This is a genomic window from Bradyrhizobium genosp. A, from assembly GCF_049949275.1.
Classification (GTDB): Bacteria; Pseudomonadota; Alphaproteobacteria; order Rhizobiales; family Xanthobacteraceae; genus Bradyrhizobium.
Genome location: NZ_CP188196.1, coordinates 4,116,989 through 4,134,356 on the forward strand (window position 1 = coordinate 4,116,989; position 17,368 = coordinate 4,134,356).

The 17,368-nt window shown below is 64.2% G+C and carries 16 protein-coding genes; 11 read left to right on the forward strand and 5 right to left on the reverse strand.

Annotation, left to right across the window (positions count from 1 at the left end):
- Nucleotides 1-282 precede the first annotated feature (282 nt).
- The 8 genes from ACP2YP_RS19050 to ACP2YP_RS19085 all read left to right on the forward strand — a co-directional run bounded on the left by ACP2YP_RS19050 (nucleotide 283) and on the right by ACP2YP_RS19085 (nucleotide 7,923).
- Nucleotides 283-1,422 (forward strand): cysteine desulfurase family protein, encoded by a 1,140-nt coding sequence (locus ACP2YP_RS19050; RefSeq protein ID WP_426425954.1) that lies wholly within the window; start codon nucleotides 283-285, stop codon nucleotides 1,420-1,422.
- Between the two features lie 113 nt (nucleotides 1,423-1,535).
- Nucleotides 1,536-3,032 (forward strand): Fe-S cluster assembly protein SufB, encoded by a 1,497-nt coding sequence (gene sufB, locus ACP2YP_RS19055; protein WP_426425956.1) that lies wholly within the window; start codon nucleotides 1,536-1,538, stop codon nucleotides 3,030-3,032.
- 133 nt (nucleotides 3,033-3,165) lie between these two features.
- On the forward strand, nucleotides 3,166-3,918 hold the full coding sequence (gene sufC / locus ACP2YP_RS19060; RefSeq protein WP_200468012.1) for a Fe-S cluster assembly ATPase SufC: 753 nt from the start codon (nucleotides 3,166-3,168) through the stop codon (nucleotides 3,916-3,918).
- An 11-nt stretch (nucleotides 3,919-3,929) separates the two neighbouring features.
- Nucleotides 3,930-5,234 carry a Fe-S cluster assembly protein SufD gene (gene sufD / locus ACP2YP_RS19065; protein WP_426425957.1) on the forward strand — a complete coding sequence of 435 codons (1,305 nt, stop codon included), beginning with the start codon at nucleotides 3,930-3,932 and terminating at the stop codon, nucleotides 5,232-5,234.
- Nucleotides 5,231-6,478, forward strand: a complete 1,248-nt coding sequence (locus tag ACP2YP_RS19070) for a cysteine desulfurase (protein WP_426425958.1) — start codon at nucleotides 5,231-5,233, stop codon at nucleotides 6,476-6,478. Before sufD ends, ACP2YP_RS19070 begins: the two co-directional genes overlap by 4 nt.
- The gene (locus ACP2YP_RS19075) at nucleotides 6,475-6,846 is read left to right on the forward strand and encodes an SUF system Fe-S cluster assembly protein (RefSeq protein ID WP_426425959.1); all 372 of its coding nucleotides are present in this window, start codon (nucleotides 6,475-6,477) and stop codon (nucleotides 6,844-6,846) included. Before ACP2YP_RS19070 ends, ACP2YP_RS19075 begins: the two co-directional genes overlap by 4 nt.
- 118 nt (nucleotides 6,847-6,964) lie before the next feature.
- Nucleotides 6,965-7,306, forward strand: a complete 342-nt coding sequence (locus ACP2YP_RS19080) for a HesB/IscA family protein (protein WP_063203306.1) — start codon at nucleotides 6,965-6,967, stop codon at nucleotides 7,304-7,306.
- Nucleotides 7,307-7,497: 191 nt separating this feature from the next.
- Nucleotides 7,498-7,923, forward strand: a complete 426-nt coding sequence (locus ACP2YP_RS19085; RefSeq protein WP_426425960.1) for a TfoX/Sxy family protein — start codon at nucleotides 7,498-7,500, stop codon at nucleotides 7,921-7,923.
- A 78-nt stretch (nucleotides 7,924-8,001) separates the two neighbouring features.
- Here the strand turns inward: ACP2YP_RS19085 and fabA (ACP2YP_RS19090) are convergent, their stop codons facing one another.
- The 5 genes from fabA (ACP2YP_RS19090) to ACP2YP_RS19110 all read right to left on the reverse strand — a co-directional run bounded on the left by fabA (ACP2YP_RS19090) (nucleotide 8,002) and on the right by ACP2YP_RS19110 (nucleotide 13,276).
- The gene (gene fabA, locus ACP2YP_RS19090; protein WP_426425962.1) at nucleotides 8,002-8,532 is read right to left on the reverse strand and encodes a bifunctional 3-hydroxydecanoyl-ACP dehydratase/trans-2-decenoyl-ACP isomerase; all 531 of its coding nucleotides are present in this window, start codon (nucleotides 8,530-8,532) and stop codon (nucleotides 8,002-8,004) included.
- Between the two features lie 119 nt (nucleotides 8,533-8,651).
- Complete coding sequence (gene fabA, locus ACP2YP_RS19095) at nucleotides 8,652-9,182, reverse strand: bifunctional 3-hydroxydecanoyl-ACP dehydratase/trans-2-decenoyl-ACP isomerase (protein WP_426425963.1); 531 nt, start codon at nucleotides 9,180-9,182, stop codon at nucleotides 8,652-8,654.
- 119 nt (nucleotides 9,183-9,301) lie between these two features.
- On the reverse strand, nucleotides 9,302-10,369 hold the full coding sequence (locus tag ACP2YP_RS19100; protein ID WP_426425965.1) for a GGDEF domain-containing protein: 1,068 nt from the start codon (nucleotides 10,367-10,369) through the stop codon (nucleotides 9,302-9,304).
- A gap of 128 nt (nucleotides 10,370-10,497) precedes the next feature.
- Nucleotides 10,498-12,033: a DEAD/DEAH box helicase gene (locus ACP2YP_RS19105; protein WP_426425966.1), complete on the reverse strand. Its 1,536-nt coding sequence runs from the start codon at nucleotides 12,031-12,033 to the stop codon at nucleotides 10,498-10,500.
- 280 nt (nucleotides 12,034-12,313) lie between these two features.
- A complete protein-coding gene (locus ACP2YP_RS19110; RefSeq protein WP_426425968.1) occupies nucleotides 12,314-13,276 on the reverse strand; it encodes a helix-turn-helix transcriptional regulator in 963 nt (320 codons plus the stop codon).
- 191 nt (nucleotides 13,277-13,467) lie between these two features.
- Here ACP2YP_RS19110 and ACP2YP_RS19115 point away from each other — a divergent pair, with 191 nt between their 5' ends.
- The 3 genes from ACP2YP_RS19115 to ACP2YP_RS19125 all read left to right on the forward strand — a co-directional run bounded on the left by ACP2YP_RS19115 (nucleotide 13,468) and on the right by ACP2YP_RS19125 (nucleotide 17,273).
- The gene (locus tag ACP2YP_RS19115; RefSeq protein ID WP_426425970.1) at nucleotides 13,468-14,988 is read left to right on the forward strand and encodes a caspase family protein; all 1,521 of its coding nucleotides are present in this window, start codon (nucleotides 13,468-13,470) and stop codon (nucleotides 14,986-14,988) included.
- Between the two features lie 78 nt (nucleotides 14,989-15,066).
- Entirely contained in the window at nucleotides 15,067-16,323 is a 1,257-nt protein-coding gene (locus ACP2YP_RS19120) for an FAD-dependent oxidoreductase (protein ID WP_426425972.1), read from the forward strand.
- Nucleotides 16,324-16,502: 179 nt separating this feature from the next.
- Nucleotides 16,503-17,273: an outer membrane protein gene (locus ACP2YP_RS19125; protein WP_426425974.1), complete on the forward strand. Its 771-nt coding sequence runs from the start codon at nucleotides 16,503-16,505 to the stop codon at nucleotides 17,271-17,273.
- Nucleotides 17,274-17,368: the final 95 nt, after the last annotated feature.

A 17,368-nucleotide genomic window follows, 5' to 3' on the forward strand; every position in this document is an offset into this window, starting at 1 on the left:
CGACTGCTGTGCCGATCAAGCCGCGAATGGAAGGGTGGAGCGGCGCCCTCGGATGATGCGCGAGCGGCGCGCGGTGAACTGACGCGCGCGTTCTAACATGAGGCGTGGGTCAAAAAGCAAGCATCTTGAACATCCCGCAATCGCCTCAAGATGTTAGCGTGTCACCGCCGCGTCATGGCCCGGCCCGGATCGGTTTTGCGGTTGCCAATCGCGTGGTAGCAGCCCATGTCGGGGACCGGAGCGGGCGGAGCAGGTCCCGTTGCAGGGTATTATATTACTTTCATGCCAAGCCGCGTCTATCTCGACTGGAATGCGACCACGCCGCTGCGTGCCGAGGCGCGCGCAGCGATGCTGGCCGCTTACGAGCTGATCGGCAATCCGTCCTCGGTCCACGCCGAGGGGCGCGAGGCGCGGCGGCTGGTCGAGGATGCCCGTGCCGCGCTTGCGGCAGCCGTCGGCGCGCTGCCGCGGAACGTGGTTTTCACCTCCGCCGGAACCGAGGCCAATGCGCTGGCGCTTTCGCCCGGCTTGCGCAGCCGATCAGGCGAGCCGGTGCGGCGGCTCCTGGTTTCCGCGGTCGAGCATGCCTCGGTGCTCGCGGGCGGCCGATTCCCGGCCGACGACATCGGCCAGATCCGTGTCATCCGCTCCGGCGTTGTTGACCTCGATCATCTCCGGGCACTGCTCGCCGCTGGCCCGCCGGCGCTGGTCTCGATCATGGCGGCCAACAACGAGACTGGCGCCCTCCAGCCGGTTGCGGAGGCGGCAGGGCTTGTTCACGAGGCCGGCGGCCTCCTGCATGTCGACGCGATCCAGGCGCTCGGCAAAATTGCTTTCAATATTAACGCGATAGGCGCGGACCTTGCGAGCTTTTCTGGGCACAAGATCGGCGGCCCCAAAGGCGTGGGGGCGCTGGTCATGGGCGAGGGGCTGTCTGGACTGGAACCGGTACTAAGGGGCGGCGGACAGGAGCTCGGCCGGCGGGCGGGAACCGAGAATGTCGCCGGCATCGCCGGCTTCGGTGCGGCGGTCAAGGTCGCCCTTCAGGCTTTGCCGGAACATGCGGAGCGGATGACAAGCCTCAGGAATCGCTTGGAAAATGGCCTTCGATCAATTGCCGAAGCGATCGTCCTCGCGGACGACGTGAAGAGGTTGCCAAATACCGTCCTGTTCACCGCGCCTGGGCTCAAGGCCGAGACCGCAGTGATCGGCTTCGACCTTGAAGGCATCGCAGTATCCTCAGGCTCAGCCTGCTCCTCGGGCAAGGTGCAGCCATCCCACGTGCTGTCGGCGATGGGGTACGATGCCGCCGTAGCCCAGGGAGCGGTGCGTCTCAGTCTGGGCTGGTCCACGGAACCAGATGACATCAATAGGACGTTAGAGGCTTGGCGAAAGCTCGGTAATACCCTACTTAAGGGCTAAGCGACGAAACACGGCTTGAATGGTTCTAAGCCCGTGCTTTGTGCCAAAAAACATCGTAATACTCGTCCGAGTTTGATCCACCGCGGTCCTTGAAACCGCGAGCGGAGGATAGAATGCCAGCCGTGCAAGAGACGGTCGAGCGCGTGAAGCGCATCGACGTCGATCAGTATCGTTATGGGTTTGAGACCCTGATCGAGTCCGACAAGGCCCCCAAAGGGCTGTCGGAAGAGACCGTCAAGTTCATCTCCGAGAAGAAGAACGAGCCCGCCTGGATGCTCCAGTGGCGGCTCGAAGCCTATCGGCGTTGGCTGACGATGACTGAGCCGACCTGGGCCCGCGTCGACTATCCCAAGATCGACTTCCAGGACCTCTATTATTACGCAGCGCCGAAGCCGAAGAAGACGATCACCTCGCTCGACGAGATCGATCCGGAGATCCTGAAGACCTACGAGAAGCTCGGCATTCCCCTGCGGGAAGTCGCCATGCTCGAAGGCGTCGAGCCCAAGCCAGGCGAGGAAGATCCGGCCCGCCGCAAGATAGCGGTCGACGCGGTGTTCGATTCGGTCTCGGTCGCGACTACCTTCAAGGCGGAGCTGAAGAAGGCCGGCGTGATCTTCATGCCGATCTCGGAGGCCATCCGCGAGCATCCTGAGCTCGTGCAGAAGTATCTGGGTTCGGTTGTTCCGACCTCGGACAATTTCTACGCGACGCTGAATTCTGCGGTGTTCTCCGACGGCTCGTTCGTCTACGTGCCGCCGGGCGTGCGCTGCCCGATGGAGCTGTCGACCTATTTCCGCATCAACGAGCGCAACACCGGCCAGTTCGAGCGCACGCTGATCATCGCCGACAAGGGCTCCTACGTCTCCTATCTCGAAGGCTGCACCGCGCCGCAGCGCGACGAGAATCAGCTGCACGCCGCCGTGGTCGAGCTCGTCGCGCATGACGACGCCGAGATCAAATATTCGACGGTGCAGAACTGGTACCCGGGCAACTCGGAGGGCAAGGGCGGCATCTACAATTTCGTCACCAAGCGTGGCGACTGCCGCGGCAACAACTCCAAGATCTCCTGGACCCAGGTCGAGACCGGTTCGGCGATCACCTGGAAGTATCCGAGCTGCATCCTGCGCGGCGATAATTCGCGCGGCGAGTTCTACTCGATCGCGATCTCGAATGGCTTCCAGCAGGTCGATTCGGGCACCAAGATGATCCATCTCGGCAAGAACACGTCGAGCCGCATCATCTCGAAGGGCATTGCCGCCGGCAAGTCGCAGAACACGTATCGCGGTCTCGTGACCGCGCACCGGAAAGCGACCGGCGCGCGCAACTTCACCGCCTGCGATTCCCTGTTGATCGGCGACAAATGCGGCGCGCACACCGTGCCCTACATCGAGGCCAAGAACTCCTCGGCGACCTTCGAGCACGAGGCCACGACATCGAAAATCTCCGAGGACGTGCTGTTCTACTGCGTCCAGCGCGGCCTCAGCCAGGAAGAGGCCGTCGGCCTTGTCGTCAACGGCTTCGTCAAGGACGTGCTTCAGCAGCTGCCGATGGAATTCGCGGTGGAAGCGCAGAAGCTGATCTCGATCTCGCTTGAAGGGTCGGTCGGCTAATCGCCGACCTCATCCTGAGGAGGCCGCGCAAGCGGCCGTCTCGAAGGATGGATACCGGAAAGATTGTTGGCCTCATTCCTTCGAGACGCGCCTGCGGCGCTCCTCAGGATGAGGGGATAGATGGAAAAACATAATGGCTTTGCTTGAAGTGAAAGACCTGAAGGTTCGTGTCGAGGAGCGTGAAATCCTCCACGGGCTGACGCTGACCGTGAACGAGGGCGAGATCCACGCCATCATGGGGCCGAACGGCTCCGGCAAGTCGACGCTCTCGCACGTCATCGCCGGCAAGCCCGGCTATGAGGTGACCGACGGCCAGATCCTGTTCAAGGGTGAGGATCTCCTGGAGATGGCTCCCGAGGAGCGAGCTGCCAAGGGCGTGTTCCTGGCGTTCCAATATCCGGTCGAGATCCCCGGCGTCACAACCATGAATTTCCTGCGGACCGCGCTGAATGCCCAGCGCAAGGCGCGCGGCGAGAGCGAGCTGATGGTCCCGGACTTCCTGAAGAAGGTCCGCGAGGTCTCGAAATCGCTGAACATCCCGCAGGACATGCTCAAGCGGGGCGTCAATGTCGGCTTCTCCGGCGGCGAGAAGAAGCGCAACGAAGTGCTGCAGATGGCGCTGTTCGAGCCGAGCCTGTGCATCCTCGACGAGATGGATTCCGGCCTGGACATTGACGCGCTGCGCATTGCGGCCGACGGCGTCAACGCGCTGCATTCGCCCAAGCGCGCGATGGTCGTCATCACCCATTATCAGCGGCTGCTGAACTACATTGTGCCCGACGTCGTGCACGTGATGTCGAAGGGCCGTGTCGTGAAAAGCGGCGGCAAGGAACTGGCGCTCGAGCTGGAAGCGTCCGGCTACACCCAGTTCGAGGACGCCGCGTAAGGAATTTTGCGATGAACGTTGCTGTGGCAAAGACCGGAAGCGGCCGCGCGGTGAGCGATCTCTTCGCCAGCGCCGAAGGCCGTTTGCCGGGTTCGCCTTCCGTGATCGCGGCGCGCCGCGAGGCATTCGAGACCTATGAGCGTCTCGGCCTGCCGCATCGCCGGATCGAAGAATGGAAATACACCGATTTGCGCGCGCTGGTCGGCGAGGTTCTGCCGCTCGCAGCCGCGCCCGATGCGGCCGCGCTGAAGCGCGCGGCGGACGCGGTGAAGGCGCATGCGATCGATGGCGCCCGCAAGCTGGTGCTGGTCGACGGCGTGTTCGCGGCCGATTTCTCCGACGTGAAGGCGCTCGCCGCTGAGGCGGGCTTCGAGACGTTGCAGGAGACGCTGGAGAAGGATGCGGGGCTGCTGAAGACCGCTTCCACCGACGCCGTGATTGCGCTCAACGCGGCGATGGCGACCGATGGCGTGGTGCTGTCGATTGCTGACGGCGCCCAGCTGTCCGCACCGATCCAGATCATCCACATCGCGACCGCAGCTTCCGCGTCGGCCTTCACCCGGTCGCAGATCGCGATCGGGAAGGGCGCTCGCGCCACAATCGTCGAGAGCTTCGTTGCGGCTGGCGCCAAGGCCTATCAGGTCAACGACGCCGTCATCGTCTCGGTCGGCGACAACGCCGATGTCGCGCATATCCGCCTGATGGACGATGCGCCTGACGCGTTGAACGTGACCTCGCATTTCGTGACGGTTGGTGCCAACGTCAAATTCAATTTCTTCAACATGACCACCGGCGCGGCCGTCAGCCGCCTCCAGGGCTTCATCATGCTGGCGGGCGAGGGCAGCGAGCTCTCGGCCAACGGCGTGAACCTGCTGCAGAAGACCGAGCATGGCGACACCACGATGGTGGTCGACCACGCCGTGCCGAACTGCGTCAGCCGCGAGGTCTTCCGTGCGGTGATCGACGATCGCGCCCATTCGGTGTTCCAGGGCCGCATCATCGTCCGTCCCGATGCGCAGAAGACCGACGGCAAGATGATGACCCGTGCACTGTTGCTCTCGGACGAAGCCGAGGCGGACAACAAGCCCGAGCTCGAGATATTTGCCGACGACGTCTCCTGCGGCCACGGCGCCACCGCCGGCGCGCTGGACGAAAACCTGCTGTTCTATCTGAAGGCGCGTGGCCTGCCCGAGAAGCAGGCGCAGGCGCTGCTGATCCAGGCTTTCGTCGGCGAAGCTATCGAGCAGATCGCCGATGATGTCTTGCGCGAGCACGTGATCGGCATTGCCGAGCGCTGGCTGGAGCGCCGGTCATGAGCACGCATCCCGCAGTCAAGAACGGCGCCTATGACGTTGCGCGCGTGCGCCAGGATTTTCCGGCGCTCGCCATGCAGGTCTACGGCAAGCCGCTGGTCTATCTCGACAATGCGGCGTCCGCCCAGAAGCCGAGCGCCGTGCTCGACCGCATGACGCAGGCCTATACATCCGAATACGCCAACGTGCATCGCGGACTGCATTATCTCGCCAACGCTGCAACCGAAGCCTATGAGGGCGGCCGCACCAAGGTTGCGCAGTTCATCAACGCTGCCCGTACCGAGGAAGTCATCTTCACCCGCAACGCCACGGAGGCGATCAATCTGGTCGCTTCGTCCTGGGGCGGACCGAACATCGGGGAAGGTGACGAGATCGTCATCTCGATCATGGAGCACCACTCCAACATTGTGCCGTGGCATTTCCTGAGGGAGCGCCAAGGTGCCGTGATCAAGTGGGCACCGGTCGACGACGAGGGCAATTTCCTCATCGACGAGTTCGAGAAGCTCCTGACGTCGAAGACCAAGCTGGTTGCGATTACGCAGATGTCGAACGCGCTCGGCACCATCGTGCCGGTCAAGGACGTCGTGAAGATCGCGCACGCGCGCGGCATTCCCGTACTGGTCGACGGCAGCCAGGGCGCGGTGCATCTGCCGGTCGACGTCCAGGACATCGGCTGCGACTTCTATGTCTTCACCGGCCACAAGGTCTACGGGCCGACCGGCATCGGCGTGCTCTGGGCCAAGTACGACCATCTGGTCGCGATGCGCCCCTATAACGGCGGCGGCGAGATGATCCGCGAGGTTTCGCGCGAGATCGTCACCTATGGCGATCCCCCGCACAAGTTCGAGGCCGGCACGCCGGCGATCGTCGAGGCCGTCGGCCTTGGCGCCGCCATCGACTACGTCAATTCGATCGGTAAGGAGCGCATCGCCGCGCACGAGCATGATCTGACCGCCTACGCCCAGGAGAAGCTGCGCGAGATCAACTCGCTCAGGCTGATCGGCACGGCGCGGGGCAAGGGCCCGGTGATCTCCTTCGAGCTCAAGGGCGCGCACGCCCATGACGTCGCCACCGTGATCGACCGTCAAGGCATTGCGGTCCGTGCCGGCACCCATTGCGTGATGCCGCTTTTAGAGCGGTTCAACGTGACCGCCACCTGCCGGGCCTCGTTCGGCATGTATAATACGCGGGAAGAAGTCGATCATCTGGCACAGGCGCTGCTGAAGGCGCGGGATTTGTTCGCATGAGTGACACGGCCGAAATCAAAGCCAATCCGATGGAGACCCGTTCGGCGCTGCCGCCGGAGGAGACCGAGCGTCTCACCACCGAGATCATCGCCGGCCTCAAGACCGTGTTCGATCCGGAAATCCCGGCCGACATCTACGAACTTGGCCTGATCTACAAGGTCGAGATCAAGGACGACCGCTCGGTGGACGTCCAGATGACGCTGACGACGCCGAACTGCCCGGCCGCCGGCGAACTGCCGACCATGGTCGAGAACGCGGTCGCCAGCGTCCCCGGCGTCGGCGTGGTCGACGTCAAGGTCGTCTGGGAGCCGGCCTGGTCGCCGGAACGCATGAGCGACGAGGCCCGTCTCGTCCTCAACATGTGGTGACGCGTAACCTCGATATTGAATTCGCTCCGCAACGGACCACATCACTGATATGACCCAGATATCGTCAGGCTCGACACCAGCATCCACTCCGAAGCCGAAGCGGCCCCGTCCGCAGGTGATGCGGTTGACCGATGCCGCCGCCCAGCGCATCAGCGAGCTGACCCAGCGCGCGGATTCCGAGATCGTCGGCTTGCGCGTCGGCGTCAAGAACGGCGGCTGCGCCGGTCAGTCCTATACGGTCGAATATGCCCATGATGTCCGCCCGACCGACGAGGTCGTCGAGGACAAGGGCGTCAAGATCCTGGTCGACCCCAAGGCCGTGCTGTTCCTGCTCGGCACCGAGATGGACTACAAGGCCGACAAAATGCAGGCCCAGTTCGTCTTCAACAACCCCAACCAGATCTCCGCCTGCGGCTGCGGCGAGTCGGTCGAGTTGCGCCCGGCCAAGATCGACGGGTAGCGTCTTCCCAACACTCTTGTGTCCCGGACGCGCTGCAGCGCGCTTGCGCTGCTGCGCAGAGCCGGGACCTACGCTATAGTCATTGGTGCAAGACGGCTGGGCCCCGGCTCAGCAGCGCCATAGCAGGTCGAAGACGCGCGTAAACGCGCTAATGACACGCTGCGCTGCGTCCGGGGCACGAGAGAGTGCCCATGGACCGCGAATTCCTGATCGACCTGTTCGCCGATTTCGGCCCCGTCGCCATCCGCAAGATGTTCTCCGGCTACGGCATCTCCGCCGACGGCATCAACTTCGCGCTCGCCTTGCGCGCCGGCCTGTTCTTCCGCGCCGACGAGGTGACCATCCCGGACTTTGAAGCGGAAGGCTCAAAACCGTTCCAGTATTCGACCCGCGCCAAGACGGTGCTGGTGAACTCCTACTGGGAGCTGCCGGCGCGCCTGTTCGACGATTCCGAGGAGCTGGCGCGATGGGCGAGGGCAGCGCTCGCCGCCGCCCAGCGCGCCAAGGTGAAGAAGCGTCCGAAAGGGAAGAAGGCAGCGGGGAAGAAGGCTGCTGCCACGAGGGGGCCGGCCAAGAAAGCAGCCAAGAAGGCGGTTCGTAGGGTGGGCAAAGCGTAGCGTGCCCACCATTCAGAATAGCGACGTTGGAGAGATGGTGGGCACGGCGCGATGCGCCTTTGCCCACACTACGGAGCTTCACTCCGCGGCCTTGGTCAGGCCAACCCGCATATCCTTCGCCACAAAAACGCAGGTCCCGTCGGCAAGCACACGGCCGTCGGCAATTCCGAGCACCAGCTTGCCGCGGCGGACCATGCGCATGGCGACCTCGTAGCGCACGGATCGCGTCTCCGGCGTGATGGCGCCCGTGACCTCGACCTCGCCGACGCCGATGGCGCGGCCCTTGCCCGGTGAGCCCGACCAGCCGAGCCAGTAGCCGACCATCTGCCACATCGCATCCAGGCCGAGACTTCCCGGCATCATCGCGTCACCGCGATAGTGACAATCGAAGAACCAGTGGTCCGGCACAATGTCGAGCTCGCCGACGATATGGCCCTTGCCGAACGCGCCGCCGTCCAGGCTGATCTCGGTGATGCGGTCCATCATGAGCATCGGCGGCGCCGGCAATTGTGCATTGCCCGGACCGAAATAGCCGCCGTCGCTCGATCTCAGCAGCTCGTCCCTGGTGTAGGACGGTTGCGGCCTGTGAAAATCATGCGGGTTTGGCAAGGCGACAGAACCTCTGTGGGTGCGCGGTCAGATGCACGGGGCCGACGATAGAGCCTCAGATGTCGTCCGTCCCGGAGCAATGTCAAGCACGCGAGCGGACAGACTCTGCCGCGGCCATGTCAGGCTGCGGACGTGCTCAGGCCGACCCTCAGATCCCGTGCAACATAGACACAGGTCTCATCGGCGAGCACGCGGCCGTCCGCGACGCCGAGGGCTAGCCTGCCGCGCTTCACCTGGCGCATCGCAACCTCGTAGCGCACGCATTTGACGTCCGGCGTGATCTGCCCCCTGAACTTGACGGCGCCGACGCCCAGCGCCCGGATCGTCCCCGGCGAGCCCGACCACGCCAGCCAATAGCCGACCATTTGCCACAGCGCGTCCAGGCTGAGAGATCCTGGCATCACGGGGTCGTCGGGGAGGTGGCATTCGAAGAACCAGAGGCTGGCCGTCACGTCCAGCTCGGACACGATGTGGCCCTTGCCGAACTCGCCGCGGTCCCGACTGATCTCGGGGATGCGATCCATCAGCAGCAAGGGCGGCGCGGGCAATTGCGCGTTGCCCGGGCCGAAGAAACCGCCGTCGCTGGCCCGAACCAGGTCTAGCCCGGTGTAGGAGGATTGCGGCGTGTGAAAGTCGTGTGGATGGGGCAAGACGCTGGGCCTTTCGATCGCGATCGGTCGAGCGTCGATTGCGCGTCACGTGCTCGAAATGTCGCTCAGGCCTATTACGGCTGCATGAAAGTGAAATGTCACGGCGGCGACCGGTCGCGTCACGCCACCCGATTGTGGGTCTCGACCTCGTATTCTGGGTCGACTTCGCAGATCACGCGGTTGCGGCCGTTACGCTTGGCGGCGTAGAGGCAGGCGTCCGCACGCTCGATCAGCGTTTCGGTGTCGTCGCCCTGCTTCAGCATGGCGACGCCGACGGAGATGGTGACGCGGCCGAGGATCTCGCCGGTCGACTTCTTCTTCAATTCCTTCGCCATCACGGCGCGGCGGATGTGATCGGCGACGGTGAGGGCCTGGCGCAGCGCGGTGTTGGGCAGCACGACTGCGAATTCCTCGCCGCCGTAACGCGCGGTGATGTCCTGGCCCTTGATGGTCTGCTTCAGCGACATGCCGACGAGCCGGAGCACCTGGTCGCCGGTGAGATGGCCGTAGGAATCGTTGAACGATTTGAAATGGTCGATGTCGAGCAGCAGGAGCGACAGCGGCTCGCCGCTCGCGAGCGCACCCTGCACGGCCATGCCGATCATGCGGTCGAAATATTTGCGGTTGCCGAGGCCCGTCAACGGATCTGTCAGGCTCTCGGCGCGGATCGCTTCCAGGCTCTGCTGGAGATTGCTGATCTCGTTCTTCGATAGCGTCAGCCGGTCTTCCAGCGCCTTGTTGGTTTCGCGCATCTCGCCGGTCGAACGCAGCAGCGCTTCGACGATCGCCTTGACCTGATCGCGGCCCTTGGCAGAGGACAATTGCTCGGTCGCGCCCGACAGGCTGGTGTCGTACGCGCCGGTCATGCTGAGCGCGTCGCTCAAGACCGTCATCACGTCGTCGATCTCGCCGATGACGCGCGCACCGACCTTGTCGATGCGGTCGGTCGTTTTGATGTGGGAGAGATAGGTGTCGTAGATCTGCTCGAGATCGGCTTCGGTCAGCTTGCCGTTGCGTGCCAGCGTCTCGTTGATGATCTTGTTGAGCGGAGCGTTGTAGCCGGTCGCGTAGACGTACCAGATCTCGTAATTGCGGGGAATTGCGGTTTGCTTCAGCGACCGGATCTGACCGAGCGCCACCTCGGCGAACGCCATCGTGCGTTCGTGTTCATCGAGAACCTTGACCACAGAACATACCCCACAGCGGTCGGTGCGCAGCCGACCGCAGCAATGCTTAAATTATGTTCGTAGGCTAACGGACGATCATGAACGGTCGGTAAACGGTCGACCGTTCAACTCAGGCGTGTATCGTGTTTTCAGGCCCCGGCAGGGGAGCGAACCGGTCGGAGCAGGAACGCCGGGAGATGCGAGTGATCGCCGGGCTCGGTATCGGCTTCGCGCTGGCGGCGCGGCTCGGGACGGCCGATGGACGGCACGTGCGAATTGTTGGCCTGCTGGCGCGAGCCATCACGCGGCTCGGAGGATTGCCTGGCTTCGCGCGGAGGCCTTGCCTCACGTGCCGGCTGCGCTTCGCCGGCGGGCCGTGCTTCGGCTGACGGCCGTGCTTCGCCTGAAAGTCTTGCCTCGCCACGCGGTTCGCGGGGCTCGTGGCTGCGCTCACGGTCACGGCCGCCGCGCTGTGGCTTGCCGCGGCCGCCGCGCGAACGCTCACGGCCGCGCTGCTCGCGCGGGCGATCCCTCTGCTCGCCGCTATCGGCCTGCACCTCGTAGTCGCCTTCGGCGCGCGGAATGCTCTGGCCGATCAGCTTTTCGATCGCCACCATCGACTTCTGGTCGAGCGGCGTCACGAGCGAGATCGCCATGCCGGACCGGCCTGCGCGGCCGGTGCGGCCGACGCGGTGGACGTAATCGTCAGGATGGTGGGGGACATCGAAATTGAAGACGTGGCTGACTTCGGGAATATCGAGGCCGCGGGCGGCAACGTCGGAGGCGACCAGCAGCGGCAGCTCGCCCTTGCGGAACTGTTCGAGCGCCGCCGTGCGGGCCGACTGGTCCATGTCGCCGTGCAAGGCGCCAACGCTGAAGCCGTGCTTCTGCAGCGATTTGTGAACGACGGCGACCTCGCGCTTGCGATTGCAGAAGATGATCGCGTTTTGGAGATCCTTGGCCTCGCGCAACAGGCGTCGCAGCAATTCGCGCTTTTCATGCGCCTCGCGTCCGGCCGGGACCTGACACTGCGTGACGGTGACCGCGGTGGTGGCGGGCTTGGAGACCTCGACCTTCTGCGGGTTGTGCAGGAAGGTTTCAGTGATGCGCCGGATTTCCGGCGGCATGGTCGCGGTGAAGAACAGGGTCTGCCGCGTGAAGGGGACGAGCTTGCAGACGCGTTCGATGTCGGGGATGAAGCCCATGTCCAGCATGCGGTCGGCTTCGTCGATGACGAGCAGCTCGACGCCGGTGAGCAGCAGGCCGCCGCGCTCGGTATGGTCGAGCAGGCGGCCGGGCGTTGCGATCAGGACGTCGACGCCGCGCGTCAGCTTGGCATCCTGGTCGCCGAACGAGACGCCGCCGATCAGGAGGGCGACGTTGAGTTTCTGGCCGGCGCCGTAGCGGTCGAAGTTTTCCTTCACTTGCGCTGCGAGCTCGCGGGTCGGCTCCAGGATCAGCGTGCGCGGCATACGTGCGCGGGCGCGACCCTTTTCGAGGATGGTGAGCATCGGCAGCACGAAGGCCGCGGTCTTGCCGGTGCCGGTCTGGGCGATGCCGAGCACATCCTTACGTGCGAGGACGTGGGGGATCGCCTGTTCCTGGATGGGGGTGGGGGTGGTGTAACCGGTGGCCGCCACTGCGGCGAGGACTTTTTCGGATAGTCCGAGATTGGAAAAGGACATTGAGCCTCTGGTCGAAACCGCCGTTCGGAATCGAGAGTAAAAAGGCTGTCGCGTTCCACCCCGAAACGGCGCGCTCTCAAAGAAGCTGGGGGTGCTGACTCACGCGAACAAAGCGCAAGGCTCAGGAATCGCTTTTCGATCTGAGCCGCGTCGACCCGGAACATAGGGGGGAATCGGCCAAAGTCAATGGAGCAGGCGCGGGAAGGCCCTAAAAACCCTCAGGTTTTTGCCCAAATAGCGGGCGCGGTTGGGCTTTTCGCCGTGGCGGCCAGCCCAGTGGTTAACGCGCTATTGCGGCCTGGGCCCGGAAATCGCCGGGCGCCATGCCATAGGCGGCGTTGAAGACCCGGTAATAGGTCGCCAGGCTCTCGAAACCGCAGGCGCTGGCGATGTCGGCGATCAACCGCTCCGGCGCTTCGCGCAACAAGCGGCGGCTCTGCTTCAACCGCTCTTCCGTCACGGTCTGGGAGAAGCTGCGGTCGGCGACCTCGAACAGCATGTGCAAATGGCGCACGGAGACGCCGAGCAGGTCGGCCACCCGCGTCGGCGCCAGATCGGGGTCCTGCAGATGGCGTGCGATCAGGCGCCGCGCCATCGAGAGGCGGGCGGTCCGGAGCGCGGCCTGTCCGCGCCGGCTGCCCGGCCTGACGATGCCGCGCTCGATCAGTGCCAGATGCCCGAGCGCCTGCACCAGCGGGACCGCGCCGGACGACCCCTCATTCGCGGCCGCCTCGCCGAGATCAGCAAAGCAGGCACCGAGCAGGGGTGCGAGGGCAGGATCGTTGAAGACCTTGGGTGCAAGCTCGCGCGTGCGCTTGTCCTGTGTCGCGAGGCCGCTGACGGGGATCTTCAGAATGCGCAGATGAAAGCCGGAATCGCCCAGCGGCCTGGTGCGGTAGGGCAGGTCGGTATGGCTGGTGGCAAAGCCGCCATTGGCGATCGCGAAATCGCTGGAGCGCATGCCGCCGAACCAACCGCCGCCGCCGAGCTGCTGGTAGACGCAGATGCTGTCACCCGGCGCGTAGCCGATATCGGCCTGGCTGCGCTCGACCGCATAGGACGAGGCCTTCAGCTCCACGAGGGCGCCGTTGCCGACCTGGCTCAGCGAGAATTCCCCGTAAAAGTCGGCGCGCTGTTCGCGCTCGAGCTCCGCCGTGACCCCGAACAGCCCCTTGGCGCGCACCTCGCGCCAAAAATCGAAGCGATCGTGCGGCTCGACTTCGTCGGTGCACCAGCGAAACACGGCAGCCCCTCGTCTCGAACGGAATTCCGCCCGAGAAAAAGCAGATTCCACGGGAATCTGCCATAGGCCGGATCATGGAACCGCATGGTTGGACCGGTTGAACCGCCGTTACCGCTGGACCGACTATCACATCAACGGCGTAAGGTTTCGCAAGGAGCCAACGGGGAGCCGTTCTGCAGCGGGAATGCATGATGATGCGTCGGGTTTTCAGAATTCTGGCAGCGCTTGGGCTGGCGGCGAGCCTCGGCGGTTTCGCCAGTGCCGCACATGCCGAAAAGCGTGTCGCGCTCGTCGTCGGCAACAACGACTACAAGAACGTGCCGAAGCTCCTGAAGGCCGTCAACGACGCCCGCACCATGGGCGATACGCTGAGGCAACTCGGCTTCACCGTGATGGTCGCCGAAAACCAGAACCGTCAGCAATTCGCCGAGACGCTGCTCGCCTTCGACCGGGCGATCGAGCCCGGCGACACCGCGTTCTTCTTCTACGCCGGCCACGGTTTCGAGATCGCAGGCCAGAACTATCTGCTGCCGACCGACGTGCCGGCGGCGACTGAAGGCCAGGAAGAGCTGGTGCGCGACGCTTCCATTCTCGCAGATCGTGTCGTCGAGCGCCTCCAGAACAAGAAGGCGCGCACCTCGATCCTGGTGTTCGACGCCTGCCGCAACAATCCGTTCGAACGTAGCGGCACGCGCGCGGTCGCCGGCGGAGGTGGGCTTGCGCCGATGACGCAGCTGCCCGAAGGCGTGTTCTCGGTGTTCTCGGCAGGCCCGCGGCAGACCGCGCTCGATCGCCTCTCCAACGACGATGCCAACCCCAATTCTGTGTTCACGCGCACCTTCGCCAAGGAGCTGCTGCAGCCCGGCGAGAACCTCGTGCAGGTCGCACAGCACACGCGCCGCCTGGTCAGCGAGATGGCCGATACCGTCAAGCACAAGCAGGTGCCGGTCTATTTCGACCAGATGGTCGACGACGTCTTCCTCAGCGGCGCGGCGAAGGATGCGGCGGCCGCGGCGCGTCCGGCCGATCCGGCGCCGCAGAAGGTCGCGGCGCTGCCGCCGGTCTCGGTGCCGCGCGTGCCGAAGGAGGAGACCACCAACGCGCCGATCGCAAGCTTTTCGCGCCACAATGGCGGCTGGAGCGTGACGTTCTCATTCGCCGATCCCACCCTCGGGGTGTCCTGGCGCATGGCCGGCAGCGGTGATTTCCGCGAGACCGGCTTCATCGACGCGCTCGATCCGCGCACGCGCAAGCGGATGCCGAACCCGTCGATCGAGCTGCCTCCGGATGCGCAGGCCGGCACCATCGAGGTCCGTTACGTCGACGCGTCCGGCGACATGCAGGGCCCGTTCCCGATCAAGTTCGATCCCGAAGCGGCGCTGATCCGCGACCAGCGCAAGATCCTCGACATGACCGCCACGAGCTGGCTGTCGTTTCGTCAGTTTAACGGGCTCCTGGTCTATTATTCCCATCTGGTGTCGTACCGCTGCGCGATCCGCGAGGTGCGGATCGGAATCGATACGGCGGTGCCGGACAAGGTGCTGAAGCTGCCGCCTTGCGACCTCCGCGATCCCTCGGCGATCACAGCCGGCATGCTGCTCTACGAGAAGCTGCCTCCAGCTACGCAGTTCATGTCGGTCGAATTGACCTACCGCGACGGCAGCGTGTCGGAGGTCAAAAGCTTCCGCACGGCGAACCGCAGCAACAATTGAGCGCTTTCTCAGATTAAACATGTTCCCGACGCTCGCCGGCGCTACAATCGCTGGGCGATGCAGCAGTGAGGTCGGGTCATGGAAATAGTCGCGTCAGATCGGTCTGCACCACGCGTCCGAAAAGTTCGCTGCTGCATCGTCGGCGGCGGACCGGCCGGCATGATGCTCGGCTACCTTCTGGGGCGCGCCGGCATCGATGTCGTGGTGCTGGAGAAGCACGCCGATTTCTTTCGCGATTTTCGCGGCGACACCGTGCATCCCTCGACGCTTCAGGTGATGGACGAGCTCGGCCTGATCGACGGCTTCCTCAAGCTGCCGCATCAGCGCCTGCAGAAGATGGACGGTCTGTTCGGCGGCACCAAGGTGCGGATCGCCGATCTCAGCCGGCTGAATACGAAGTACCCGTTCATCGCTTTCATGCCGCAGTGGGATTTTCTCAATTTCCTGCGCGAGGCGGGCCGACGCTTCGCCTCGCTCGAGGTGCTGATGAGCACCGAGGCCGTCGACCTGATCCGCCGCGACGACACCATCGCCGGCGTGCGCGCCAAGACGCCCGACGGCATTGTCGACATCGAGGCGGATCTCACCATTGCCTGCGACGGCCGGCATTCGACGGTGCGTGAGCGGGCAGGCCTTGGCGTCGAGGAGATCGGCGCGCCGATGGACGTGCTCTGGTTCCGCGCCGGCCGCAAGCCGGACGAGACCGAAAACCTCTTTGCGCGGATCGAGCCCGGCAAGATGATGGTCACGTTCGATCGCGGTGATTACTGGCAATGCGCCTATGTCATCGCCAAGGGACAGTATGATGCGGTGAAGGCGAAGGGGTTGCAGGCCCTGCTCGACGACGTCGTGCGCATGGCGCCAGTCCTCAAGCAGGGGATCGCCGACGTGAAGAGCTTTGACGACATCAAATTGCTGACAGTCGCGATCAACCGTCTGGGCCGCTGGACGCGACCCGGATTGCTCTGCATCGGCGACGCCGCGCATGCGATGTCACCGGTCGGTGGCGTCGGCGTCAATCTTGCCGTGCAGGATGCGGTCGCGACCGCCAACCTGCTCGCGGACAGGCTGATGCACGGCTGTCCATCGCAGGATGAACTCGATGCCGTGCAGGGTCGGCGCGAGTTCCCGGTGAAGATGACGCAGGCGATGCAGGTGATCGTGCAGAAGCACATCATCAGCGGCGCGCTGAAGGGCGGTGATCGGCCGCTCAAGGTGCCGCTGCTCCTGCAGTTGATCTCCGTGTTGCCATGGCTTCAGGGCATCCCGGCGCGCTTCCTTGCGCTCGGCGTGCGGCCCGAGCATGTGCATTCGAAGGGCGCGCCGGCGTCGTAGCGCAGGGATTCGGTAGGGATAATGTCGCGTTAAATCGCGCGCTTTGCGTTGCGTTCGTGCAACAGCACGTGCGGATTCAAAGACCGCGATGCGCCTATCCGCCGCCTTAACTTTCTTGATTCAAATTTAAGTAAGAACTGCGTGTGAGCGTGCGCCCATCAAAGGACACGGGGTGTACCATGCGTAACAAATTGATTGCTGCCTTCACCTGCACGACCGCACTGGTTTCGACCGGCGCCGCTTCCGCCGCCGATCTCGCCGCGCGTCCCTACACCAAGGCGCCCGCTTATATCGAGCCGCTGTTCAACTGGACCGGCTTCTATGTTGGCGGCCACATCGGTGGCGCCTGGACCAATGAGCAGTTCATCAACAATGGCGTCGGTGCGCCGTTCGGCGATCTGACCCCGGGCCAGGGCTACCGTCAGCGTGGTACCGGCATCATGGGCGGCGCCCAGATCGGCTACAACTGGCAGGCCAACAACTACGTGTTCGGCATGGAAGGCACGATCTCCGGCCTCAACAACAAGGGCACGGTCGTCAACACCGTCTTCGGTGCCGGCGACGACGTGTTCACCTGGCGTGCGAACGTTCTTGCGACCGTCGTCGGTCGCGCCGGCTTCGCGGTTCAGAACAACCTGTTCTACATCAAGGGCGGCTATGCTGGCGTCAACAACCGCCTGTCGGTGACCGACACGGTCGGCCCGGCGACGGGCAACGGCGGTCAGACCCACTGGGCCAACGGCTGGACCGTGGGCGCCGGCTGGGAATACGGCATCACCCGCAACTGGATCGTCGGCCTCGAGTACAATTACGCGGCCTTCGGCAGCCAGACCTATCAGCTCGGCGGCACCTCGGGCAATTACACGTTCGATGCCAAGCCGCGCGACATCCAGTGGGCCGTCGTCCGCGCCAGCTACAAGTTCGACGCGCCGGCCATCGCCCGCTACTGAGCAACAAACGGCCAATCAGCAAAGAAAAAATCTGCCGACAAATTCAAAGCCCCGGCTTCGACCGGGGCTTCTTTTTTGCGTGCGAAGCGGCGACG